The 23745-nt window shown below is 74.0% G+C and carries 25 protein-coding genes; 8 read left to right on the top strand and 17 right to left on the bottom strand.

The window, feature by feature from the left end; translation table 11 throughout:
- The first annotated feature begins 196 nt into the window (after positions 1 to 196).
- The gene (locus tag IF06_RS0108250) at positions 197 to 1441 is read left to right on the top strand and encodes a CAP domain-containing protein (RefSeq protein WP_030269988.1); all 1245 of its coding nucleotides are present in this window, start codon (positions 197 to 199) and stop codon (positions 1439 to 1441) included.
- A gap of 77 nt (positions 1442 to 1518) precedes the next feature.
- The gene (locus IF06_RS0108255) at positions 1519 to 2388 is read left to right on the top strand and encodes an endo alpha-1,4 polygalactosaminidase (protein ID WP_030269990.1); all 870 of its coding nucleotides are present in this window, start codon (positions 1519 to 1521) and stop codon (positions 2386 to 2388) included.
- A 249-nt stretch (positions 2389 to 2637) separates the two neighbouring features.
- Here IF06_RS0108255 and IF06_RS0108260 read toward each other — a convergent pair whose 3' ends face one another.
- From IF06_RS0108260 to IF06_RS0108315, 12 genes are all read right to left on the bottom strand, one after another.
- Positions 2638 to 4851 (bottom strand): MMPL family transporter, encoded by a 2214-nt coding sequence (locus IF06_RS0108260; protein ID WP_030269992.1) that lies wholly within the window; start codon positions 4849 to 4851, stop codon positions 2638 to 2640.
- 239 nt (positions 4852 to 5090) lie between these two features.
- Positions 5091 to 5948, bottom strand: a complete 858-nt coding sequence (mutM, locus tag IF06_RS0108265) for a bifunctional DNA-formamidopyrimidine glycosylase/DNA-(apurinic or apyrimidinic site) lyase (protein WP_013284562.1) — start codon at positions 5946 to 5948, stop codon at positions 5091 to 5093.
- On the bottom strand, positions 5941 to 6744 hold the full coding sequence (gene rnc / locus IF06_RS0108270) for a ribonuclease III (RefSeq protein WP_030269997.1): 804 nt from the start codon (positions 6742 to 6744) through the stop codon (positions 5941 to 5943). Before rnc ends, mutM begins: the two co-directional genes overlap by 8 nt.
- On the bottom strand, positions 6741 to 7700 hold the full coding sequence (locus IF06_RS0108275) for a fatty acid synthesis plsX protein (protein WP_030269999.1): 960 nt from the start codon (positions 7698 to 7700) through the stop codon (positions 6741 to 6743). The genes rnc and IF06_RS0108275 overlap by 4 nt, the downstream gene beginning before the upstream one ends.
- A gap of 132 nt (positions 7701 to 7832) precedes the next feature.
- Positions 7833 to 8006 (bottom strand): 50S ribosomal protein L32, encoded by a 174-nt coding sequence (rpmF, locus tag IF06_RS0108280; RefSeq protein WP_013284559.1) that lies wholly within the window; start codon positions 8004 to 8006, stop codon positions 7833 to 7835.
- Positions 8007 to 8011: 5 nt separating this feature from the next.
- Positions 8012 to 8575, bottom strand: a complete 564-nt coding sequence (locus IF06_RS0108285) for a YceD family protein (RefSeq protein WP_013284558.1) — start codon at positions 8573 to 8575, stop codon at positions 8012 to 8014.
- A gap of 123 nt (positions 8576 to 8698) precedes the next feature.
- Positions 8699 to 9196, bottom strand: coding sequence for a hypothetical protein (locus IF06_RS0108290; protein WP_013284557.1), 498 nt, complete (start codon positions 9194 to 9196; stop codon positions 8699 to 8701).
- Positions 9197 to 9435: 239 nt separating this feature from the next.
- Complete coding sequence (gene coaD / locus IF06_RS0108295) at positions 9436 to 9912, bottom strand: pantetheine-phosphate adenylyltransferase (RefSeq protein WP_013284556.1); 477 nt, start codon at positions 9910 to 9912, stop codon at positions 9436 to 9438.
- Positions 9909 to 10472 carry a 16S rRNA (guanine(966)-N(2))-methyltransferase RsmD gene (gene rsmD, locus IF06_RS0108300; RefSeq protein WP_013284555.1) on the bottom strand — a complete coding sequence of 188 codons (564 nt, stop codon included), beginning with the start codon at positions 10470 to 10472 and terminating at the stop codon, positions 9909 to 9911. The genes coaD and rsmD overlap by 4 nt, the downstream gene beginning before the upstream one ends.
- A gap of 85 nt (positions 10473 to 10557) precedes the next feature.
- Positions 10558 to 11502, bottom strand: coding sequence for a serine hydrolase domain-containing protein (locus tag IF06_RS0108305; RefSeq protein WP_030270001.1), 945 nt, complete (start codon positions 11500 to 11502; stop codon positions 10558 to 10560).
- Between the two features lie 76 nt (positions 11503 to 11578).
- Entirely contained in the window at positions 11579 to 13780 is a 2202-nt protein-coding gene (gene recG, locus IF06_RS0108310; RefSeq protein WP_030270003.1) for an ATP-dependent DNA helicase RecG, read from the bottom strand.
- On the bottom strand, positions 13777 to 15390 hold the full coding sequence (locus tag IF06_RS0108315; protein ID WP_030270005.1) for a DAK2 domain-containing protein: 1614 nt from the start codon (positions 15388 to 15390) through the stop codon (positions 13777 to 13779). The genes recG and IF06_RS0108315 overlap by 4 nt, the downstream gene beginning before the upstream one ends.
- A 210-nt stretch (positions 15391 to 15600) precedes the next feature.
- Between IF06_RS0108315 and rpmB the strand changes: the two genes are divergently transcribed.
- Positions 15601 to 15792: a 50S ribosomal protein L28 gene (rpmB, locus tag IF06_RS0108320; protein ID WP_013284551.1), complete on the top strand. Its 192-nt coding sequence runs from the start codon at positions 15601 to 15603 to the stop codon at positions 15790 to 15792.
- A gap of 209 nt (positions 15793 to 16001) precedes the next feature.
- Positions 16002 to 17258 (top strand): ATP-grasp domain-containing protein, encoded by a 1257-nt coding sequence (locus IF06_RS0108325; RefSeq protein ID WP_030270007.1) that lies wholly within the window; start codon positions 16002 to 16004, stop codon positions 17256 to 17258.
- Here IF06_RS0108325 and IF06_RS0108330 read toward each other — a convergent pair.
- Positions 17255 to 17722, bottom strand: a complete 468-nt coding sequence (locus IF06_RS0108330) for a GNAT family N-acetyltransferase (RefSeq protein ID WP_030270009.1) — start codon at positions 17720 to 17722, stop codon at positions 17255 to 17257. The genes IF06_RS0108325 and IF06_RS0108330 overlap by 4 nt on opposite strands.
- A gap of 105 nt (positions 17723 to 17827) precedes the next feature.
- Entirely contained in the window at positions 17828 to 18778 is a 951-nt protein-coding gene (locus tag IF06_RS0108335) for a thiamine-phosphate kinase (protein WP_013284548.1), read from the bottom strand.
- A gap of 163 nt (positions 18779 to 18941) precedes the next feature.
- Between IF06_RS0108335 and IF06_RS0108340 the strand changes: the two genes are divergently transcribed.
- On the top strand, positions 18942 to 19175 hold the full coding sequence (locus IF06_RS0108340) for an Lrp/AsnC ligand binding domain-containing protein (RefSeq protein ID WP_013284547.1): 234 nt from the start codon (positions 18942 to 18944) through the stop codon (positions 19173 to 19175).
- A complete protein-coding gene (locus IF06_RS0108345) occupies positions 19176 to 19763 on the top strand; it encodes a DUF3515 family protein (protein WP_013284546.1) in 588 nt (195 codons plus the stop codon).
- Between the two features lie 40 nt (positions 19764 to 19803).
- On the opposite strand, the gene IF06_RS0108350 is transcribed toward IF06_RS0108345, so the two are convergent.
- Complete coding sequence (locus tag IF06_RS0108350) at positions 19804 to 20907, bottom strand: D-alanine--D-alanine ligase family protein (protein WP_030270011.1); 1104 nt, start codon at positions 20905 to 20907, stop codon at positions 19804 to 19806.
- A gap of 166 nt (positions 20908 to 21073) precedes the next feature.
- Entirely contained in the window at positions 21074 to 21298 is a 225-nt protein-coding gene (locus tag IF06_RS0108355; protein WP_013284544.1) for a hypothetical protein, read from the bottom strand.
- Between the two features lie 234 nt (positions 21299 to 21532).
- On the opposite strand from IF06_RS0108355, the gene IF06_RS0108360 reads away from it, so the two are divergent.
- Positions 21533 to 22378: a helix-turn-helix domain-containing protein gene (locus tag IF06_RS0108360; protein ID WP_013474343.1), complete on the top strand. Its 846-nt coding sequence runs from the start codon at positions 21533 to 21535 to the stop codon at positions 22376 to 22378.
- Between the two features lie 4 nt (positions 22379 to 22382).
- Positions 22383 to 22583 (top strand): DUF397 domain-containing protein, encoded by a 201-nt coding sequence (locus tag IF06_RS0108365; protein WP_030270013.1) that lies wholly within the window; start codon positions 22383 to 22385, stop codon positions 22581 to 22583.
- 29 nt (positions 22584 to 22612) lie between these two features.
- On the opposite strand, the gene IF06_RS0108370 is transcribed toward IF06_RS0108365, so the two are convergent.
- Positions 22613 to 23662: an ROK family protein gene (locus IF06_RS0108370; protein ID WP_030270015.1), complete on the bottom strand. Its 1050-nt coding sequence runs from the start codon at positions 23660 to 23662 to the stop codon at positions 22613 to 22615.
- Positions 23663 to 23745 lie beyond the last annotated feature (83 nt).

The following is a 23745-nucleotide window of genomic DNA, read 5'->3' on the forward strand; positions in this document are numbered from 1 at the left end:
CCGGTCCACTCGCCGGGGGGCTGCCACAAGGCGCGGACACGCTCTGTCCGGACGCCTTTACTGTACGCCGGAAATGTGTGAACGACTCATCCTTGCCGCCGGCTTCGCCTTAACTCTTTCTTAGCCACGTTGCCGCAGCTCGGAGTGCGCCCGTAGCGTCACCCCGGCCCGCAACCGACCCGTGGAGGGGACAGGCGTGTACCGCTGGAACGACCCGATCGAACCGGAGGGCGCCCGCCGGCGTCCCGAGCCGCCGACCGACGAGGGTCCGGCGTGGCTCAGCGACCGGCCCGAGCCGCGGTCGTCGTACCTGTTCGGGGACGAAGCGCAGCAGCGGCCCGCCGGTCACGGCGTCGAGCCGGCCGCCGGGGGCTTCCGCCCCGAGAGCGCACCCCCGGCCTACGGACCCGCCGGCTCGTACCCGCCGGCCCGGGACAGGTGGAACGGCGAGGAGCAGCCGACCGACGCGTGGCAGGGCCAGGAGCCCGCGTGGCAGGGCCAGGAGCCCGCGTGGCAGGGCCAGGAGCCCGCGTGGCGGGGCCACGAGCAGCCCGCGGCGTGGCAGGGCCAGGACCAGCCCACCGCCTGGCCGGGGCACGAGCAGCCCGCCGCTGGCTGGGAACAGCCCACCGCGACCTGGCAGCCGGCGACCGACACCCCGGCCGACGACCGGCAGCGCCCGAAGCGGCGCCTGTCCCGGCCACTCGTGATCGGCGGGGCCGCCGCCGCGGCGACGCTCGTGGTGAGCCTCGGCGTGGGCGCCGTCCTGCTGCCCGGCGACGACCAGGGCACGAAGCGCACCTCCGCAGACGCGCCGGTGGCCGCCGCGCCGCAGGGGCCCGACGGGACCGATGAGGCGCCCGCCGACACGCTCGCGTCCGAGTCGGCGAGCCCGTCCGCCGTACCGACCACCGTCGTGCCGAGCCCGACGAAGAAGGCCACCCCGAAGCCGAGCCGCAGCACCGCACCGTCGCGGCAGCAGGAGCGCAGCAGCGCCCCGAGCAGCGGCACGTCGGGCGGCGGCTCCACGAGCACCAAGGCCACCGCCACGACCGGGCTCAGCGCCGAACTCCAGAAGGTCGTCACGATCGTGAACCAGGAGCGAGCGAAGGCCGGCTGCAAGGCGCTCACGGTCAACGCAAAGCTGAACCTGGCCGCCCAGCGGCACAGCCAGGACCAGGCCGACCACAAGAAGATGGACCACACGGGCAGCGACGGCAGCCAGCCCTGGGACCGGGTCAAGGCCGCCGGCTACAGCTACCGCATGGTGGGCGAGAACGTGGCCTGGAACTACCAGACCCCGGCGGCGGTCATGGAGGGCTGGATGAACTCCGAAGGCCACCGGAAGAACATCCTCAACTGCTCGTACACCCAGATCGGGGTGGGCGTGGCGCGCAGCAACGGGCCGTACTGGACGCAGGTCTTCGCCACCCCGAGCTGACCGCGCGTCGTGACCGGCCCGGCGTTCGTTGACCGGTCGGGGGCGGCGTCGGGCCGCCCGCGTCCGGGGAGCTGTCGATGCGGATCCGGCCGGTGTGGGCCGTGCCGCGCTCCCGGCCGGCCCACGTCCGCCGACGTGGCCCGCGCCGGGGCGTGGCGCTCGCGCTGACCGCGCTGCTGCTCGCCCCGGTGCCGGCCTGCCGCCGGCCGGTCACGCCGCCCGGCGCGCCCACGCCCTGGCCGGCCGCGCAGGCCGACCGCTGGCGGTGGCAGTGGCAGCTCACCACCCCGGTGGACGTCACAGCCGACGCCGACGTCTTCCTCCTCGATCCGGTGGCGACCACCTCGGCCGAGACCGCCGAGCTGCGCGAGCAGAGCCGCCGGCTGGTCTGCCACGTCCGGGTCGGCACGTACGCCGCCGACGACCCGGACGCCACCCGCTTCCCCGCCGCCGTACGCGGCGCGGCGGTGCCGGGACGGCCGGGGAGCCGTTTCCTGGACGTACGGGGCTGGGACGCGCTCGCGCCGGTGCTGGCCGACCGGTTCCGGCTGTGCCGGGGCAAGGGCTTCGGCGCGGTGGCGCTCGCCGACGCGGACGGCTACCGGCACCGCTCCGGCTTCCCGCTGGACTTCGACGACCAGTTGCTGTTCAACCGCCGGCTGGCCGGGCTGGCCCGCAAGCTGGACCTCTCCCCCGGCCTGGTCGACGACGTGCCGCAGGTGGCCGCGCTGGCCCCCGACTTCGACTTCGCGGTCAACCAGGAGTGCGTACGCCGCCGCGAGTGCGCGAAGCTGCTGCCGTTCGTCGACGCCGGCAAGCCGGTCTTCCACGTCGAGTACACCGGCGAGCCGGCGGACTTCTGCGTCACCTCGGTCGGCTACGGCTTCGCCTCGATCCGCAAGGACCGCCAGCTGGACGCCTGGCGGGAGCCGTGCGCCCTGCCGTGACAACCCCGGCGCCCCGCTCGCCGGGGAGCGGGGCGCCGATGACGATCATCCGGTACGAAAGCTGCCAACACTCTCCGTCACCCTCAGCGGCGAACAGATGCACGGAAGGCGGTATACCTGAGAGTCATACTTATGACTCTCAGGTATACCGCGCGAACACGAATGCCTTCTCAGCGGCCGGCACGAGCCGGAACTGATGTCAAGCTGTTCGGCACTTCCGGTTGGGCGCCGGGGCGGGTCCGCTCGGGGTCAGCGGGCGCCGACCAGCTCCGGCGCCGGGGCGGGCGGCGGCTCGACCGCCGGGGTGGGCGTACGGCGGCGCATGAACCGCGGCGCCCACCAGTTCGCGTCACCCAGCAGCGTCATCACCGAGGGCAGCACGACCGCGCGGATGATCGTGGCGTCCAGCAGGATCGCCGCCGCCAGGCCGATGCCGAGCTGCTTGAAGTCGATCATGCTGAGCGTGGCGAAGATGGAGAACACCGCCACCATCACCACCGCCGCACTGGTCACCACCCCGGCCGACGAGGTGATCCCGTGCGCCACCGCCTCCCGGGTCGGCATCCCCCGGTCGACCGCCTCGCGGATCCGGCTGACCACGAAGACGTGGTAGTCCATCGACAGTCCGAACAGCACCACGAACAGGAACAGCGGCAGCCAGGTGACGATCGCGTCCATCGAGGTGAAGCCGAGCAGCCCTTCCGCCCAGGTGCTCTGGAAGACCAGCACCAGCAGCCCGTACGCGGCGCCGGCCGAGAGCAGGTTCAGCACGATCGAGGTCAGCGCCACCACCATCGACCGGAACGTCCACGCCATCACCAGGAACGTCAGCGCCAGCACGAACGCCGCGACGATCGGCAGCTTCGCCCAGATGTGGGCGGCGTAGTCCTCGCTGGCGGCCACGCCGCCGCCGACCGCGTACTCCACGCCCGGGATGCCGCCGAGCGTGGCCGGGACCAGGTCCTCGCGCAGCTCGTGCAGCGACCGGGACGCCTCGTCGGAGCGGCTGGCGTGCGGCGTGGCCACCTCCAGCACCGACACCCGCCGGTCCGCCGACACCTGGATCTCCGGGCCGTCCCCCTCGGCCGGCGCGAAGAGCGGGTCGGCGGCGGTACGGCCGGCCAGGTCGGTGAGCGCCGCCCGCACCCGGTCGGCCTGCTCGGCGGGTGCCCGCACGGCGACCGTGTGGCTGGTGCCGTTGCTCGGGAAGGCCGCGGTGAGCCGGTCGTACGCCTGCATGGCGGCGGTGGTGCGCGGCACGTCCTCCGGGCCGGGGAACTTCAGCTTCATGCCGAGCGCGGGCGCGGCGAGCGCGAGCAGCAGCGCGACCGAGATCAGCAGCGTGGCCACCGGCGCGCGCAGCGCCGGCTTGAGCACCGCCGGCCAGAACCGGGGCCGGGCCGGCTGCCCGTCACGCGGCGCGGTGAGGCGCCACAGCAGCGGCACCCGCGGCCGGTCCACCCAGCGGCCCAGCTTCGCCAGCAGCGCCGGCAGCACTGTGAGCGAGCCGATCACGGCGACCGCGACCACCAGGATCGAGCCGACCGCCAGCGACGAGAAGATCGCGTCCTGGGCGAGCAGCAGGCCGCCCATCGAGATGATCACGGCGGTGCCGGAGACCACCACGGCGTGCCCGGAGGTCTCCGCCGCGATCTCCACCGCGTCCAGGCCGGATCGGCCCTTGGCCCGTTCCTCCCGTTCCCGCCGCACGTAGAACAGCGAGTAGTCAACGCCGACCGCCATACCGATCAGCAGGATGACGCTGGCGGTGGTGTCGGTGGCCGGCACCAGGTGCGAGGCGAGTGTGGAGAGGCCCATCGCGGCGGCCACCGAGGAGAGCGCCAGCAGCACCGGCACCCCGGCGGCGATCAGCGCGCCGAACGCGATGATCAGGATGGCCAGCGTCACCGGCAGGCTGAGCAGCTCGGCGCGCTTGAAGTCCTTGCCGAGCGTGTCGTCGAGCGCCTTGTCGATCGACGGGCCGCCGACCTGCTCCACCCGTAGCTGCGGGTGCGCGTCCTGCACCTTCGCGGTGGTGTCCCGCAGCGGCTGCACCCGGTCACCGGCGGTGCCCGGGTCGCCCGACATGGTGATCGGCACCAGCAGCGCGCTGCCGTCGCGCGACGGCATCGGCGTACCGATCGAGGCCACGCCGTCGACCTGCCGCAGCCGGTCCGCCGCGTCCTGCGCGGCGGCCTTCGCCGCGGCCTGGTCGAGCGAGCCCGAGCGGGCGGTGATCAGCACGTTCTCGGTCGCCGGCCGGTCGAACCCGCCACTGTCGACGATCAGCTGTGCCCGTCCGAACTCGCCGATCGCCTGATCCTCGTCGGTCGCCTCGTTCAGCCCGGCGGCGCTGCCGCCCACGAAACACACCGCCACGAAGACCACCCACAACGCGATCGCGCGCCACGGATGCTCCGCACTCCACCGTGCCAGCCGCACGGTCACCGGTCGCCTGCCCATGTCCCGGGTTCCACCCTCCTGATGCCGGCCCTGTGCCGACCCCAGATGACGCTAGGCAGCAGGCGCGGCCCCGACATCGGGGAACGGCCCCCGCTCGTCCCCGATCCGGCGGACGAGGTCCGCGCGGCCGGAACCGGCCGCGCGGACCGGGCGGAAAAGGGCATCTCCGGGTACGCTCCGGCGCGTCTCCGGGGACCGTCGGGCGAAGCACACGGGCGCAACCCCGAACCGGCTCGGGGTCATCCCCGGAGGGTGCCCCGGGGCCGCGGCTGGCATCGCGGGCAGCTGTAGGAGGACCGGTTCATGAACGCCTCCCGCCGGATCGGCGCGCCGCAGCGCGGGCAGGGCTCCCCCTCCCGGCCGTACGCGTTCAGCGACCGGTCGAAGTAGCCGCTCTCGCCGTTGACGTTGACGTACAGCTCGTCGAAGCTGGTGCCACCCTGCTTGATCGCCTCGGCGAGCACGTCCCGCACGTGCCCGAGCAGCCGCAGCGCGGCCGGACGGGTGAGCGCGTCGGCCGGGCGGGTGCCGTGCAGCTTCGCCCGCCACAGTGCCTCGTCGGCGTAGATGTTGCCCACCCCGGAGATCAGCGTCTGGTCGAGCAGCGCGCGTTTGATCTCCGTACGCTTGCGCCGCAGCGCCGCCACGAACGCCTCGTCGGAGAACTCCGGGTCCATCGGGTCGCGCGCGATGTGGGCGATCTCGGCGGGCAACTCCGCCCCACCTTCGGACACGGACAGCCCGCCGAACGTGCGCTGGTCGACGAAGCGCAGCTCCGGCCCGTCGTCGGCGAATCGGAACCGGACCCGCAGGTGCAGTTCGTCGGCCGCGCCGACCGGCTGCAGCAGCAGCTGGCCGGACATGCCGAGGTGGCCGATCACCGCGTCGCCGCTGTCCAGCGGCAGCCAGAGGTACTTGCCCCGGCGCTGCACGCCGGTGACCGTCCGGCCGGCGAGCACGTCGGCGAAGTGCGCGCCACCGGGCGCGTGCCGGCGTACGGCCCGGGGGTGGCGTACCTCGACGGCGGCGATCCGCCGGCCGATCACCCACTGGGCGAGTCCCACCCGGACGGTCTCTACCTCGGGCAGCTCAGGCACGGCCCGCGCCCGCCTCGACGTCCGTCGCGTCGTCCTGGACCTGCGGGCTCGTCTCCTCCTGGGCCTGCGCCGCCGCCTCCGCCTCGGCCTGCTCGGTGAGCGTCCGCCAGGCCGACTCGGCCGCGCGCTGCTCGGCCTCCTTCTTGCTGCGTCCCTCCGCGCCGCCGTAGCGGTTGCCGGCCACCACCACCCAGGCGGTGAACGTCTTGAGGTGATCCGGCCCGGTGCCCTCGATCCGGTACTCGGGCACGCCGAGCCCGAGCGCGGCGGTCAGCTCCTGGAGGCTGGTCTTCCAGTCCAGCGCCGCGCCCCGGCCCGCCGACTCGGCCATCAGCGGGTCGAACAGCCGGTGGATGACGATGGCGGCGGTGTCCAGGCCGTACTGGAGATAGATCGCGCCCAGCAGCGCCTCCAGCGTGTCGGCCAGGATGCTCGCCTTGTCCCGCCCGCCGGTGGCCTCCTCACCCTTGCCGAGCAGCAGGTACGCCCCGAGCCCGTCCGGGCCGAGACCACGCGCCACGTCGGCGAGCGCCCGCATGTTGACCACGCTGGCGCGCAGCTTCGCCAGCTGCCCCTCGGGCAGGTCGGGGTGGTTGTGAAACAGGGCTGTGGTGATCACCACGCCGAGGACCGAGTCGCCCAGGAACTCCAGCCGCTCGTTCGTGGGCAGGCCGCCGTTCTCGTACGCGTACGAGCGGTGGGTCAGCGCGCGCTCCAGCAGTTCCGGGTCGAGCGACACCCCGAAGGCCGCCTCCAGGTGGCCGACGGGAGCACGCCGCCGCTTGTCGTTGGTCATGGTGCTACCTCGGTGTCGTGTCGGTCAGGTGCGAGATCGTGCGGGATGTCGGCGAGCAGGGCGCGGACCGTTCCGGCGGCGTCGCGGCGCCACAGGTGGGCCGCGAGCGCGATACCGGAGGCGACGTCCTCGGAGCCGGCCGCGCCGTGGCACACCACCACGGTGCCGCCCACCCCGAGCAGCGCGGCGGCACGCGGGGCGCCGCCGCGTGACGGTGGGCCGCCGGCCATGGCGTACGCGCCCTCGATGGCCTTCAGCAGGACGTTTCCGGTGAAGCCGTCGGTCACCACGACGTCGGCGCGGGTGCCGAGCGAGATGTCGTACCCCTCGACCAGGCCGACGTAGCGGCCGTCGCAAGGCAGCGGCGCGGCGGCGAGCGCGGGCGCGGCTACGCGGCGCAGCCGGTCGCCCTTGCCGGTCTCCAGGCCGACGGAGAGCAGCCCGACGCGGGGTGCGGTGACGGCGTGGGCCACCGACGCGTAGGCGGCGCCGAGGAGGGCGTGCCGGGCCAGCGTGGCCGGGCCGGGTTCGAGCGTGCCGCCGACGTCGAGCAGCACCACCGGCCCCTCGACGGCGGGCAGCGTGGCGGCGAGCGCCGGGCGGCGGATCCCGGTCCAGCGGCCGAGGCCGAGCGCGGCGGCGGTGACTGTGGCACCGGTCGAGCCGGCGGAGACGACCGCGTCGGCGAGCCCGTCGCGGACCGCCTGCACGGCGGTGCGTACCGTGCTCTCGCCGCGGGCGGCGGTGGGATGGTCGGCCATGCCGACGGCGGTCCGCACCGGGCGGACCGTGACCCGTGCGCGCTGAGCCGGGTCGAGCGCACCGATCAGCTCGTCGGCCACCTCGATCGGGCCGACGAGCATCAGGTGCAGGGCGGGATCCGTGCGTACCGCTCGCAGAGCGCCGTCAACCACGACGGCGGGAGCATCGTCCCCGCCGAGGAGGTCGACGGCGATCCGCGCGGTGCCCGGCTCCGACGGTCCGCCGGCCGTGAGCCGGTCGGCGGTGGCGGGAGCCGGGGCACCGGGCGAGAGCCTTGGTGCGCGCGTCACCCGACCGGTGGTCGGGGACGTCACTCGGCGGCCGGGTCAGACCTCGAGGACCTGACGGCCGTTGTAGGTGCCGCAGACGGAGCAGGCGGTGTGCGGCAGCTTGGCCGACTTGCACTGCGGGCAGGCCACGGTCGCCACCGCCGAGGCCTTCCAGTTCGCCCGGCGGGCGCGGGTGTTGCTGCGCGACATCTTGCGCTTGGGGACGGCCACGGTTCTTACTCCTCTGTACGGGTCAGTTGCGTCAGGCTCGCCCAACGCGGGTCGACCTGCTGATGGCTGTGGTCGGCCGGCAGATCGTCCCAGTGCACCCCACACTCGGGGCACAGCCCTGGGCAGTCCTCCCGGCAGAGCGGGTTGGTCGGCAGCGCCAGCACCACCGCGTCCCGCAACGCCGGCTCCAGGTCGATCAGATCGCCCTGCATCCGGCCCACCTCGTCGGTGTCGGTCGTGTCGTCCGTGGCGCTGTTCTCGTACGCGTACAGCTCCTGGATCGTCACGGCCAACGAGTCGTCGATCTCGCGCAGGCAGCGGCCGCACTCGCCCTTGACGGGACCGGTGACGGTCCCGGAGACGAGCACGCCCTCGGACACCGACTCCAACCTCAGGTCGAGGTCGAGGTCCGCGCCCTCCGGCACACTGATCAACTCCACGCCGAGGTCCGCCGGTGCCGGCACGACCCGCTTGTGCGTACGCAACGCGCCAGGTCGGCGCGGCAGTTCCCTCGTGTCGAGAACCAGCGGCGACCTGGGGTCGAGTGTGCTTGGCGAGTGTTTGGGCATAGTCAGACTCCGGCCGTTGAGAGGCCGACAAAGAAGGTTACCTGCCAGGTGGGCGGACCGTCGAACCGGGGCTCACCTCCGGCTCGACGGCAGCCGGCTGTCGGCGACCGGCCTGCGCGCCGCTCAGAAGGGTAGCGGGCGGTCCGGCTCGTCCCCGGCGAAGGTGCCGATCTCGCGCAGCGCGTGCATCTTGTCCCGGCCGCGCTCTATCGAGGCCAGCGCCCGGGTGAGGAACTGCTCGAAGTTCGCCAGCGCGGTGTCGACGTAGTCGTCCACCTCCTCGCGGAGGCGCTGCGCCTCGGCCCGCGCCTCGGCGATGATCCGGGCACCCTCGTGCTCGGCCGAGACGGTGATCTCGTTGACCGAGACCAGCCGGGCGTGTTCCGCCTCACCCTCGCTGATGATCCGGTCGGCCTCGCGCTTGCCGGCCTCCATGATCTTGTCCCGCTCCTCCAGCAGCGCGGCGGCCCGGCGCAGGTCCGCGGGAAGCTCCGCGCGCAGCTCGTCGAGCGTGGCGATCATCTCGCCCCGGTCGACCATGCAGTTGTTGCGCGACATCGGGACGGAGCGGGCCTGCTCCACCATGGCGATGAGTTCGTCGATGCGATCGAGCGGGTCCACCGGTACCTCACTCCTGTCTTCGTCGGCCGCCCTCCATCATGCGGCCTACGCCCCGTCTCGGCGCTGCAGACATCATGTCGCGCCCGGGCCACAAGCACCCCACCCGCCCCACCCGGCGCGTCGCCCCCCCACCCTCCACTCGGCGATCTTGCACTTGCGGCCCGGCACTCGTCCCTTGCGGGAGGAATGTCCGGGCCGAAAGTGCAAGATCGCGGGGGTGGGGCGAGGGCGGGCGGAGGTCAGGGGCGGAGGCGGGTGGCGAGCTGGGCTCGGACCAGGTCGGGGACGTGGGCGGAGATGTCGCCGCCCCACTTCGCCACGTCCTTGATCAGGCTGGACGAGATGAACGAGTAGAGCGGGTTGGTCGGCATGAAGAGCGTCTCCACGCCGGCCAGGCCGATGTTCATCTGCGCCATCTGCAGCTCGTAGTCGAAGTCGCTCACCGCACGCAGGCCCTTGATCAGCACACTCGCCTGCTGGGCGCGGCAGAAGTCGACGAGCAGGCCGCGGAACGACTCCACCCGGACGTTGTCGTACGAGGCGGTCACCTCGCGGAGCATGGCGATCCGCTCCTCGACGGTGAACAGGCCCTGCTTCGACTGGTTGACCAGCACTCCGACGATCACCTCGTCGAACAACCGGCTGGCCCGGCCGATGATGTCGAGGTGTCCGTTGGTGACCGGGTCGAACGAGCCCGGGCAGACCGCACGTCTCATGATCGGCGACCGTACCAAAGAGTGGTCTCGCCGTAACGTCTGCTGCGCTCCGGAGTGACACCTTCCACCCACGTGACCGGTCCGGTACGGCTGGACCGCTCGACGACCACCAGGGCGTCCGGGGCGAGCCAGGCGCCGTCGACCAGCGCGGACAGCATCGCGGTGATCTCGGCGTCCGGCACCGCGTACGGCGGATCGGCGAAGACCACGTCGTACGGCCCGTCGGTGGGTCCGGCCGCCAGCACGGTGGCGACCTTGCCGGTGACCAGGCGCGCGGCCGGCGCGGCCCGGAGCGCGGCGATGTTCTCCCGGATCACCCGGGCGGCCCGCGCGTCGGACTCGACGAGCAGGACGTGGGCCGCGCCCCGGGACAGCGCCTCCAGACCGACCGCACCGGAACCGGCGTACAGGTCGGCGAAGCGCGCCCCGTCCAGGTCGACGTGGGAGTGCACGGCGCTGAACAGCGCCTCACGGACCCGGTCGGAGGTGGGACGGGTGCCGGCGCCTGGTGGCGCGGCGATCCGCCGGCCGCCGAGCGTGCCGGCCACGATCCGGGTCACCGTCGCTCCCTGCGCATGCCCCGACGCTACGCGACGCCCGGCCCGGTGACGCGTCGGCCACCCGCCCGGCCGGACCTCGCGTGGATCACCGCGCCTCGGGGGTGTCGAGCGCCGACGTGATCGTTCGCGGATCGACCTCGGCCCGGTTGGTCAGCAGGACGAGCCGCTGGTCGGATTCGGGCAGCCAGGCGGCGAACGCCTTGTAGCCGCCGTTGTCCCCCGAGTGGTGCAACGCCCGGCGGCCGGCCAGCGGGCCGACGAAGAAGCCGTAGCCGTACGCCTCCCCGGGCCGTCCGGTGGGCGCGTGTGGCGCGGTCATCGCCGCCACCGGGTCCGGGGCGAGCAGCTGGCCCCGGCGCGGTACGTCCAGCCAGGTGAGCAGGTCCGCGCCGGTGCACCAGACGTCACCCGCGCCCATGCTGACGGTCGCCAGGTCCCACGACGGCACCGGACGGCCGCCCACGTGTCCGACCGCCACGTCCGGCCGTCCGTCGCCCGCGCCGGCGAAGCTACCGGTCATGCCCAGCGGTGCGAAGACCTCGTCGGCGAGGAACTCGGCGTACGGCCGGTCGGCCACGCGCTCGACGGTCCGGGCCAGCAGCACGTAGCCGGGGCTGCTGTAGTGCCACCCCGCGCCGGGCCGGAACAGCGGCGGCAGCGCCGCGAACCGGTCGAGCAGCTCGTCCGGCTCGGCCGGCCCGTGCAGGTCGATCGCCGGGTAGTCCTCCCAGTGGCCCAGGCCGGAGGTGTGGGTGAGCAGGTGGTGCAGTGTGATGCCGGACCACTCCGGCGGCGGCGTGCCGGGCAGCCGGCGTACCACCGGATCGGACAGGCTCAGCGCCCCCCGCTCGGCGAGCAGCAGCACCGCCGCTGCGGCCATCTGCTTGCTGATCGACGCGATCTGGAACCGCGTCGCCGCCGTGCACAGCCGGCCGGACGCCTCGTCGGCGACTCCGGCGACCCGGTCCACAGCGAGTTCGTCGCCCCGGGTCAGAAGCAGCACGCCGTGTTCGAGTGATGGTGTCGACATCTGCGCGAGCCTAGGCACGCGACGCCCGTGCCGCAGTCCCGCGAGGCCGCACCGGGGCGCCGTGCGAGCCCGCGCGTCAGCCCTTCTCCAGGTATTCGGCCCGCTCCTCGTCGACGAGCGCGGCGACCGACGCGGCCAGCGCCGGATGCCGGGAAAGATCCGGGTCGTCCTCGACCAGTTCGATCGCCTCGGCCCGCGCGTCGCGGATCAGCTCGGTGTCGCGCAGCAGCGACAGCAGCCGCAGGTGCGAACGCCGGCCGGACTGGGTCACGCCCAGCACGTCGCCCTCCCGGCGCTGCTCCAGATCGAGTTCGGCGAGCTTGAAGCCGTCGGTGGTGGCGGCGACCGCGTCCAGCCGCTCCCGCGCGGACGAACCCTCGGCCGCCTCGGTGACCAGCAGGCAGAGACCGGCGGCCGAGCCCCGGCCCACCCGGCCGCGCAACTGGTGCAGCTGGGAGACGCCGAACCGGTCGGCGTCCAGCACGATCATCACCGTCGCGTTCGGCACGTTCACGCCGACCTCGACCACTGTGGTCGCGACCAGCACGTCCAGCTCGCCGTCGGCGTACGCGCGCATCACCGCGTCCTTCTCGTCCGCAGGCAGCCGCCCGTGCAGCACCCCGATCCGCAGCCCGTGCAGCGGCCCCTCGGCCAGCAGCGGGGCCACCTCGGTCACCGCCAGCGGCGGGCGGCGGCCGTTGTCGTCCTCCCGCGGCGGCTCCTCGTCCGACACCGGCCCCTCACCGATACGCGGGCACACCACGTACGCCTGGTGGCCCTTCGTGACCTCCTCGCGCAGCCGGCGCCAGGCCCGGTCGAGGAACGCCGGTTTCTCGGCGGCCGGGACCACGTGCGAGGCGATCGGCGAGCGGCCCTGCGGGAGCTGGGACAGCGTGGAGGTCTCCAGATCGCCGTAGACGGTCATGGCCACGGTGCGCGGGATCGGGGTGGCGGTCATCACCAGCACGTGCGGCGGCTGCTCGGCCTTGGCGCGCAGCGCGTCGCGCTGCTCCACGCCGAAGCGGTGCTGCTCGTCCACCACCACCAGGCCGAGGTCGTGGAAGTCGACGCCCTCGTAGAGCAGGGCGTGCGTGCCGAGCACGATGCCGGCGCGTCCCTCGGCCACCTCGACCAGCGCCCGGCGCCGGGCCGCCGCGCCGAGCGAGCCGGTGACCAGCTCCACCCGCGTGGCGTCGTCGGCGGCGCCCAGCTCACCGGCCCGGCCGAGCGGGCCGAGCAGGTCGAGGATGCCCCTGTGGTGCTGGGCGGCGAGCACCTCGGTCGGGGCCAGCAGCGCGGCCTGCCCACCGGCGTCGACCACCTGCAGCATGGCGCGCAGCGCCACCACCGTCTTGCCGGAGCCCACCTCGCCCTGGAGCAGCCGGTGCATCGGGTGCGGCCGGGCCAGGTCGGCGGCGATCTCCCGCCCGACGACCTGCTGGCCGGAGGTCAGCTCGTACGGCAGCCGGGCGTCGAACGCGTCGAGCAGCCCGCCCGCCTTCGCCGGCCGGGCCCGCCCTGGGGACGCCGCCGCCCGCTGCTTGCGCTGCACCAGCGTGAGCTGCACGGCGAACGCCTCGTCCCACTTCAGCCGGCGGCGGGCCCGGTAGAGCGCCTCCTTGCTGGTCGGACGGTGGATCTCGCGCAGCGCGGTGCCGATGTCGGCCAGGTTGCGGGTGGCCCGCACGGTGGCCGGCAGCGGGTCCTCCGGCGGGGTGAACGTGTCGAGTACGACGCGGACGCAGCGGGCGATCACCCAGGTCGGGACCGCCGCCGCGGCCGGGTAGACCGGGATCAGCGCCCCGGCGAACTCCTCGACCTCCTCGTTTGCGGCCGCCTCGCCCTCGCCGCCCTCACCGAGCAGGACGTACTCCGGGCCGTTGAGCTGCCGCTTGCCCCGGAACTCGGTCACCTTGCCGGCGAACAGCCCCCACCGGCCGGGCCGCAGCTCCCGCTCCCGCCACGCCTGGTTGCCGAAGAACGTGCAGGTGAGTACGCCGCCGGAGCCGTCGCCGACGGTGACCTCCAGCAGGTTGCCGCGCCGCTGGCGCATCGGGCGCACCGCTGTGCGCTGCACCTGGGCGAGCACCGTGACCTGCTCCCCCACGTCGAGCGAGCGGATGTCGGTGTGCTCGCCGCGCTCGTCGTACCGGCGCGGGAAGTGGTAGATCAGGTCGCCCGCGGTGTGCAGGTCGAGATGCCCGGCCAGCGCCTTCGCGGTGCGCTCGCCGACCAGCTTCTTCAGCGGCGTGTCCACAGTGGCCGCCTCACCAGTCATTCGACCCCCACCAGGAGCGGATAGTGCGGCTGCCCGCCCTCGTACGCCTGCACCTCGACGAACGGCCAGGCCCCCTCGACGTGCGCGCGGACCCGGTCGGCCAGCCCGGCCGGCGCGTCGGCGCCGCAGAGCAGCGTGACCAGCTCGCCGCCACCGCCGAGCATCCGGTCCACCACAGCGGTGCAGGTGTCGACCAGATCCTGCCCGATCAGGTGCACCTCGCCCTCGACCAGGGCCAGCACGTCACCCGGGCGGGCCGGGCCGGCGACGGTGAGCGCCTCCCGGGCGGCGTGGCACACCTCGGCGTACCGGCAGGCGCCGGCCGCCTCGGCCATCGCGATCACGTCGTCCTCGAACCGCCGCTTCGGATCGCGTACGGCGAGCGCCGCGAGCGCCTGCACCGGCGAGCGGGTCGGCACCACGCTCACCTTGATGCCGAGGCCGTGCGCCTCCTTGGCCGCCGCGCTCGCCACCGACTGGGTGTTCGGGTCGTTCGGCAGCACCACCACCCGGGCGGCGCCGGTGGCCCGGATCGCGTCGAGCAGCTCACCGGTGGACGGGTTGGCGGGCACCACCACGGCGCCCTCGGCGGCGAACAGCTCCGCGATGCCCGCGCCGGTGGCCACCACCACGGCGGCCCGCCCGTCGGGCAGCGCCACCTGCGGCCCCGGTGCCGGGGCGGTCTGGTCGGCGAAGCGGGTCACGCTGATCCGGTGCGGGCGGCCGGCGACCACGCCCGCCTCGACCGCCGCCCCGATGTCGTTGACGTGCACGTGCACGTTCCAGGTGCCGGCGCCGTCGCCGACGATCGCCAGGGAGTCGCCGAGCGCGTCCAGCTCGGCGCGCAGCCGGGTCACCGCCTCGTCGGTCGCGTCGAGCAGGTACTGCACCTCGTAGGCGTACGCGTCGGAGCCGCTCTCCCGCACGGCGGTGACCGGCGCGCGGCGGGCGGGCGGCGTGGACGCCGGCTGCCCCGGGCTCTCCCCCGTGATCACCTCGACGAGCGCGTCCAGCAGCAGGCACAGGCCACGCCCGCCGGCGTCGACCACGCCCGCGCGGGCCAGCTCCGGCAACTGCTCGGGGGTACGCGCCAGCGCGTGCGCCGCCGCCTCGGCGGCGGCCCGGGCCACGGCGCGCAGGTCGTCGCTGTCCGCCCGGCGGGCCGCGTGGGCCGCGGCGGCGACCACGCTCAGCAGCGTGCCCTCGACCGGCCGGGCGACAGCGGCGTAGGCGGCGGTGGTGGCGTCGGCCAGCGCGTCGGCGAGCTGCCGCCCGCGCACCGCGGGCACGGCGGCGAGCGTGTCGGCGAGGCCGCGCAGGATCTGCGAGAGGATCACGCCGGAGTTGCCGCGCGCCCCGAGCAGCGCGCCCCGGGCCATCAGCCGCAAGGCGTGCCCGTGCGGGGTGTGCCCGTCGTCGGGAAGGGTGCCGAGATCCATGGCCAGGGCCTGCTGGGCCGAGGTGAACGTGAGCACCAGGTTGGTGCCGGTGTCGCCGTCGGGCACCGGGTAGACGTTCAGGTCGTCGATCTCGCCCTGGTGGGCCCGGAGGGCGGTCAGCCCGCTCGCGCACCAGCGGCGTACCGCTGCGGCGTCGAGGGTCTCCAGCACGTCGGGAAGCCTACTGGCGCGCACCGACACGCGCCGGGGTCGTCCGCCGCGTGTCCGCCCCGGCCGACGGCCCGGCCGGGACGCCGGTACGCTGGGTGGGCTCGCGAAAGGGCCGGTTGGGCGTACCGACTGTCATCGGGTAACCTGACCAGGTTGCCCGGGCAGCGCCTGGCGGCGACCTCATGAACGTTTCAATCCCAGGAGTATCCCGTGGCTAGCGTGTGCGACGTCTGTGGCAAGGGGCCGGGCTTCGGCCACAACGTGTCCCACTCGCACCGGCGGACCAACCGCCGCTGGAACCCGAACATCCAGTCGGTGCGTACCCCGGCCGGTGGTGGCACCACCAAGAAGTTGCAGGTCTGCACCTCGTGCATCAAGGCCGGCAAGGTCACCCGCGCCTGACGCGGTAGCGCCACCGGAACATCGTCGGTCGCCGGCGGATCCCTTCGGGGTCCGCCGGCTTCTGTCGTGTCCCGGCGGTCCGTCGCCCGGTATCCACCGACCGCCCCCGCACCCCTGACCGACCGTACGGCGACCCGCTGGTACGAGCCGGTTAGGGTGCTGCTGCGCCGGCCGTCCGGTTCCGGCGCGAGCCGTGGGGAGGATGACCGGTGGACCTCGATCTGGGCCGCGAGCAACTGGTGGTGGTGGGCGCGTCGTTCGGCTCGCTGAGCTGGTTCGACCAGGAACTGCCGCCCGGCAGCGTGGTGCTGGTCGAGGAGCCGGACGTGATCGCCCGCCGCGACCTGGCCCGGTTCGCCGAGCGGCTGCCGATGATCGGGCGCCTCGTCGCGGCCGAGTACCAGACCGGCTTCGACCCGGACGCCCTGCTCGCCCGTGAGCCGGGCCTCGCCGACGCCCGGCTGGTCCTGCCCGGCCTGGAGTACGCGGTCGGCGCCACCGCCCGGCTCGCCCAGCGGCTCGGCCTCCCCGGCGCCGGGGTCGAGGCCGCCGACGTCTTCTCCGACAAGCACCGGATGCGGCTGCTCGCCGACCGGATCGGACTCGCGAACCCGGCGTACGAGCTGGTCGACGACCCGGCGCGGGCGGTGGAGTTCGCGCAGGCGCACGGCGGGCGGTGCGTGCTCAAGCCCACCCGCCGCTCGGGCAGCCTGGGCGTGCAGCTGATCACCGACCCGGCCGAGGTGCCGGCCCGCTGGGCGGCCAGCGCCGCCCCGCCCGACCCGGCCGAGGCCACCGAGCGCGGCCTGCCCACGGGTGTGCTGGTCGAGGAACTGCTCGTCGGCACCGAGCACAGCGTGGAGCTGCTCGTGGCCGAGGGCGAGGTGGTCTTCGCCAACGTCACCGACAAGCGGATCGCCGGCGGCCGCTACCCGGTGGAGACCGGCCACACCGTGCCGTCCGCGCTGCCCGCCGACGCGCACGACGCGCTGCGCGCCGCAGCGGTACGTCTCGCCGAGGCGGCCAGCTTCCGCAGCGGCATGCTGCACAGCGAATGGATCCTCGCCGACGGCGTGCCGACGCTCGTGGAGTGTGCGGCCCGGATGCCCGGCGACATGATCACCGCGCTCATCTCGATCGCCTACGAGCGGGACGTCATCGAGGCGTACCTGCGGATCCTGCGCGGCGAACGGCCGGCGCTGCCGGCGCGGGCGACCGGCGCGGCGGCGATCGAGTTCCTGATCGCGCCGCCCGGCCGGGTCACCGCCGTGGACGGCAGACGCGACGCGCTGCGCGTGCCGGGCGTGCTCGACGTGCAGGTGGAGACGAAGGTCGGTCAGACAGTGCCGGAGCTGCTCTCCTCGGCGCACCGCAGCGGGCACCTGATGGCCTGGGGCGCCACCCCGGACGAGGCCGCGAACGCCGCCCGCCGCGCCGCGAGCGAGATCCGCATCTCGGTCGGCTAGAGCGTGCGGCCGTACGACAGGCAGCCCGGGGCGTCCTTGTAGAAGCCGAAGTTCGGGATCCGCTCGTAGCCGGCCGAGGTGTACATGGCGATCGCCTCGGGCTGCTTGTCGCCGCACTCCAGCACGATCCGCTTGCGGCCGTGGTCGCGGGCGGACCGCTCGACCGCGCCGAGCACCGAGCGGGCCACGCCCCGGCCCCGGGCCGCCGGGTCGGTGTACATCCGCTTCAGCTCGGCCGTGTCGCCGTCCTCGCCGTGGCTGCGCCAGCCGCCGCAGCCCACCGGCCGCCCGTCCAGGTAGGCGACGAGGAACGCGCCGTCCGGCGGGGTGAACTCGGCCGCGTCGACAGGGGTCTCGTCGCCGCTGCCGCCGTACCGGGCGCCGAGGTCGGCCAGCGCCGCCCGGATCAGCGCCTGCGACTCGGGCGCGTCGAAGCGCCGCTCCCGGATCTCGATCTCGCTCACCGTGCCAGGTTACGACCGCCGCCGGCCCCGGCCCGGCCCGGCGGCCCGGGGTCGGACGCAGATCACTCCAGGCCCGCTGGTCTCCCCGTCCGGCGGCTGTACCGGTTACTCCGCCGTCCGGCGGAAGTGGTCCCAGCCGCGCGGGCCGCTGTAGGCGGCACCGTCGACGGTGACCCCGGTGCCGGCCGCCACCCGCCCGACCGGCCGCCAGCCCTCGGGCAGCGCGGCGTCCGCCGGGAACGTCGCCGCCAGCGCGTGGTCCTCGCCGCCGGCCAGGATCCAGGTGTACGGGTCGACACCAAGCGCCTGCGCCGCGTCCCGCATCTGCCGGGGCACCTCGAACGCGTCGCGGCTCACGTCGATCGCCACGCCGCTGGCGGTCGCCACGTGCCCGAGGTCGGCCAGCAGCCCGTCCGACACGTCGATCATGGCGGTGGCCCCTGCCGCGGCGGCAGCGGGTCCGGCGGCGTACGGCACCTCGGGGCGGCGGAACGCCTCGACCAGCAGCCGGGGCGTGCGGAAACCCCGGGACAGCACGGTGTAGCCGGCCGCCGACCAGCCGGTGCGCCCGGCCAGCGCCACCACGTCGCCGGGGCGGGCGCCGGAGCGCACCACCGGGTCGCGGCCGGCCAGGTCGCCGAGCGCCGTCACCGCGACGGTGAGCGTCGGGCTGCCGGACATGTCCCCGCCGACCACGCTCGCGCCGACCAGCGCCGCCTCCGCGCCGAGCCCGTCGGCCAGCTCCTCGGCCCAGGCCGGGTCCAGCTCGGCCGGCATGCAGAGCGCGACCAGCAGTGCGGTCGGGGTGGCGCCCATGGCGGCGATGTCGGCGAGGTTGGCCGCCGCCGCCCGGTGTCCCACGTCCCGCGCCGACGACCAGTCGCGGCGGAAGTGCCGCCCCTCCACCAGCACGTCGGTCGAGGCGACCACCCGCCGGTCCGGTGCGGCCACCACCGCGCCGTCGTCGCCGGGGCCGAGCAGGCAGCTCTGTCCCTGCGCCAGCCGGGCGGTCACCCGGTCGATCAGGCCGAACTCGCCGACATCAGTGACCGTCATTCCGTCCCCTCGCTCCGCTGCGTCGTTCCGCACGTCCCACCCCTGTCCGTACCGGCGTGTGCTCGCTCACCGCGTCCGACCGGCAACCGATAGGGATCACGGCCGCTCAGTACGGTAGTTTCACCCTTCGGGTCGCCCGGAGGCGACGGACGGAGGTCGAGTCGTGGTACAGGCGTACATCCTCATCCAGACCGAGGTCGGCCGGGCGCGTGACGTGGCCGGTCTGATCGCGGACCTGGCCGGCGTGGTACGGGTCGACGCCGTCACCGGGCCGTACGACGTGGTCGTGCTCACCGAGGCGAACACCGTCGACGAGCTCGGCAAACTCATCGTCAGCAAGGTGCAGATGGTGCCCGGCATCACCCGCACCCTCACGTGTTCGGTGGTGCGGCTGTAAGTGGACGAGAAGGACACCTCCCCCCGCCGGGACGGCGCCACCCGCCGTGCCGCGCTCTGGGCGACGCTCGTCGCGGTGCCGGTGACCGTGGCGGTCGCCGGGTTCACGTTCGCCAAGCTGGCCCCGGAGTCGCCGGACGCCGGGCCGAGCGCGTCGGCGAGCCCTCGGGCCCAGTCGAGCGCGCCGGTCGAGATGCCCGCCCCGGCGCTGGCCGAGCGCCCGACCGTCCTGTGCCGGGCCCTGATGTCGCAGCTCCCGGACAGCGTGCGTGACCTGACGCAGCGCCCGGTCACCGCGGGCCCGGAGCAGAACGCCGCGTACGGCGACCCGGCGCTGACGGTGGCCTGCGGCGGCAGCCCGGCGCAGTTCCCGCCCACCGACGAGGTGTGGAAGGTCAACCAGGTCTGCTGGCACGCGGCGCAGGAGGCCGACGCCACTGTGCTGACCACGGTCGACCGGGAGACCCCGATCCGGGTGCGGGTGCCGAAGTCGTACGAGCCGCCGTTGCAGTGGGTGACCTCGATCTCCGACACGATCGTCAGCTCGGTCCCCTCGGCGAAGCAGGCCCCCTCGGGCTGCTCCGCCTGACGCCCGGCCGGCCCAGCGGCCGACGGGGCGCTACGGGCGGTCAGCGGCCGGCGCGGCGGTGCAGGGCGGTACGGATCAGCCGGTTGACCAGCTTCGGGTACTCCAGCCCGCTGGCCGACCACATCCGCGGGAACATCGACGTCGGGGTGAAGCCCGGCATCGTGTTGATCTCGTTGAGGTAGACGTCCATCTGCGGGGTCACGAAGAAGTCGACCCGGGCCAGCCCGGAGCAGTCGAGCGCGGTGAAGGCCCGGGTGGCGTAGTCGCGCACCTGCCGGGCCACCGGCTCGGGCAGGTCGGCGGGTACGTCGTACTCGCAGACCTCGTCGGCGAAGATGTACTTGGCCTCGAAGTCGTACCAGTCGCGGTCGCCGATCATCCGCACCTCGGCCAGCACGGAGGCCTCCGGCGCGCCGCCGGCCTCGCCCTCCAGCACGCCGCACTCGATCTCGCGGCCGACCACGGCGCCTTCGACGAGCACCTTGCTGTCGATCTCGCGGGCGGTGGCGAGCGCGGCGTCCAGGTCCGCCCAGTCGTCGACCTTGGTGATGCCGAACGAGGAGCCGGCCCGGGACGGCTTGACGAAGACGGGCAGCCCGAGGCGCTCCTTGTCCTCGTCGCTCAGCGACATCCCGGCGCGCAGCACCGCGTACGGGCCGACCGGGATGCCCTCGGCGGCGCAGAGCTTCTTGGTGAACTCCTTGTCCATGGCCGCGGCGGAGGCGAAGACGTTCGCGCCGACGTAGGGGATGTCGGCCATCTCCAGCATGCCCTGGATCGTGCCGTCCTCCCCGTACGCGCCGTGCAGCACCGGGAAGACCACGTCCACGTCGGCCAGCGCGACCGGCCCCTGGGCCGGGTCGAGCACCATCAGGCCGCCGACGGCGGGATCGGCGCGCAGCACCAGCTCGGCGCCGGAGCCGGCGGTGATCTCGGGCAGCTTGCGGTCGGCGATGGCGAGCCCGCTCGGGTCGCCGCTGGCGAGCACCCACTGGCCCTGCCGGGTGATGCCGACCGGGACCACCTCGAACTCGTCCGGGTCGAGCGCGGCCAGCACGCTGCCGGCGCTGACGCAGGAGATGCCGTGCTCGGGGCTGCGGCCGCCGAAGACGATCGCCACACGGGTCTTGCCTGGGGTGGTCATGGTCACCTCATCGTTCGCGACTGCGGCTGGCCGTGCTCGCCGGTGGCGCTCACCCGACTGACCTTACTGTGCGTTGCCGCAAGCGGTGGTCGTTACCCGGGGAGACGCGGAGTCGCGTGGCAAACGGTCAAGGAGCCCTATACAGGGAGTAACGGAACGGTGCGCGTCAGAAGGCCGGGTGCCGGGGCCGGCGGCCCACCGCGATGACCTTCACCCGCTGCCGGCCGGCCCGCACCATGCCCAGCGCCATGAACGCGCCGGCGATCCGGTCGGCCGCCTCGCGGCTGCTCGCGCCGACCACCTGACGGCGGCGTTCCGGGCTGGTGCGTTCGTCACGGCGGGCACCGTCCGGTGGACGCACGTCGGTCAGGACCACGAGGAACCTGGTCACCGCGGAACCCCTCCCGTCTCGTGGACCGGCAGGGGCACGCGGCGGTCGGATCGTGGGGGAGTGAAAAATCCGACCACCGCGCGCCCCATCCCCTCCGGTCGCTCACCGCCACCGTCGCCACGACAACCGGCGGTGAGGACGCCGTCACACATTGACAGGTTCACCGGCGTGAATGCAACTCTCATCGACTTTCTCTCATGCCCACGTTCCCACGGGATGTGCGACTATCGATGCATGGCGCCGAAGACCGCCCGGGCCCGACGGCTCGGCATCGCCCTGCGGACCCACCGGGAGGCCGCCGGCCTCACCCTGGAGGCCGCGGCCGACGAGATCAACAGCACCCGGAGCACGCTGTCCCGTTACGAGAACGCGCAGACGCTCGTCAGTCCCGCCACCGTGCGCGCGCTGCTCACCAGCTACGGCGTGGGCCCGGCCGACATCGCCGCGGCGGTGCAGCTGGCGAAGGACGCCCGCAAGCCGGGCTGGTGGGTGTCCTATTCGTACCTGCTGGACCAGCGCACCATCGACTTCATCGCGCTGGAGGCCGAGGCCACCGGCATCGCGAACTTCGAACCGTCGGTGGTGCCCGGTCTGCTCCAGACCGCCGACTACATCCGCGGGGTGATGCGCGGCGGGCCGCACACGCTCACCGACGAGCAGGTGGAGCAGCGGGTCCAGCTACGGCTGGACCGCCAGCAGCGGCTCTCCGGCGCCGAGCCGCCGATCCTCGACGCCATCATCGACGAGGGCGCGCTGCTGCGCCCGGTCGGTGACCGCTCGGTCATGTCCGGCCAGCTCCAGCACCTGCTGAAGATGGCCGAGCTGCCGAACGTCACGGTGCAGGTGATCCCGCTGGCCGCCGGCTACCACCGGGGCACCCGGGGGTCGCTGCACATCCTGGAGTTCGCCGACCCGGAGGACCCGATCATCGCCTCGGTGGAGACAGTCGCCGGGCAGATGGTCCTCGACCGGCCGGGTGACCTGCGAACCTGCGCCAAGATCATGGAGCACCTGCGGACCGTGGCGCTGAGCCCGGCGGCCAGTCGGGACCAGCTCCTCCGCCTGCTGAACGAGAGGTGACCAGATGAACGGCACGAACCGCACGACCCCTGCACCGGCCCGCTGGCGCAAGAGCAGCCACAGCGGCGACGAGGGCGCGTGCGTGGAGATGGCGCCGCTGACCGGCGCGGTGGCGGTCCGCGACTCGAAGGACCCGTCCGGCCCGGTGCTGGTGTTCCCGCCGCACGCCTGGGCCGCGTTCACCGCGGCACCGCCGCGCGCCTGACCGGCTGAGCGGCCCGTCAGGCGGCGGCGTCAGCCGAGCGGGGCGGCGGCGGTGACGATGCCGCGCACCGCCTCCAGCGCCGCGATGGCCACCCCGCGCGCGCCGGCCATGTCCCGGTCCGGCACCAGCGCGAAGGTGGCCACCGCCCGCTGCTCCTCCCGGAGCACCGTGTGCTCGGCGACCGCGGCGAGGAACCAGTCCCGGAACTCCGGCGCCGCCTCCACCACACCCCCGCCGACGAAGTAGGCGTGCGGGTCGGTGAAGTTCGCCGCGATGGTGAACAGCCGGCCCAGCGCCTTGGCCTGCTGGGTGAACACCAGGCGGGCCAGCGGGTCGCCGCGTTCGCCGTAGCCGCGCAGCAGCTTCGCCGCCCGGTCCGGCTCCTCCGCCGCGAGCGGATGCTCCGGATGCCGGGCCAGCCAGTACGGCAGCAGGTTGCGCCGGATCGCGGTGAGCGAGGCGACGCTCTCCGCGTCCCCGGTGAAGCCGCAGGCGCAGACCGGCGCCGCCTGGTCCGGCTCCACCAGGCCGTCCAGCGGGATGTGCACGTGCCCGAACTCGCCGGCCATGCCGGCCGCACCGCCGACCACCCGGCCGGACTCCACCACGCCGCCGCCGAGCCCGGTGCCGACGATCGCGGACACCGACGACCGGGCCATCGCCTCGGTGCCGAAATGCACGTGGTGGGCGTAGAGGGCGGCGGCGTTGCCGTCGTTGGCGTACACCACGGGCAGGCCCAGCCGCCGTTCCAGGGCGGTGCGCACGTCGAAGCCCCGCCAGGCGGGCTGGGAGAAGTTCGTCGAGCCGCGGGACGAGATCACGCCGGTGGCGCTGGCCGGGCCGGGCGTGTCCAGCCCGACGGCGCGGACCAGGTCACGCGGTACGCCGGTGTGCGCCAGTACGCCGTCGTACGCCCGCGCGAGCGCCTCCACGGCCGCCTCCGGCCCGGCGCCGACCTCGCTCGGGATCTCCAGCAGCCCGTCCACCAGGAACCGGCCGTCGACGGTCAGCACTGTGGCGTTGTCGCTCGTGCCCCCGTTGTCCAGCCCCACCACCACCGGCACACCTGCGCTGCCCACCGCCACCGCCTCCCGCCGCGCCTGACCCGAGGCTAGTTCCCGCCCGGCTCACCCGCCACGTCACCGCGAGTACTCCCCCGCGG

This window comes from Micromonospora globosa, assembly GCF_000717585.1.
GTDB classification, from domain to species: domain Bacteria; phylum Actinomycetota; class Actinomycetes; order Mycobacteriales; family Micromonosporaceae; genus Micromonospora; species Micromonospora aurantiaca.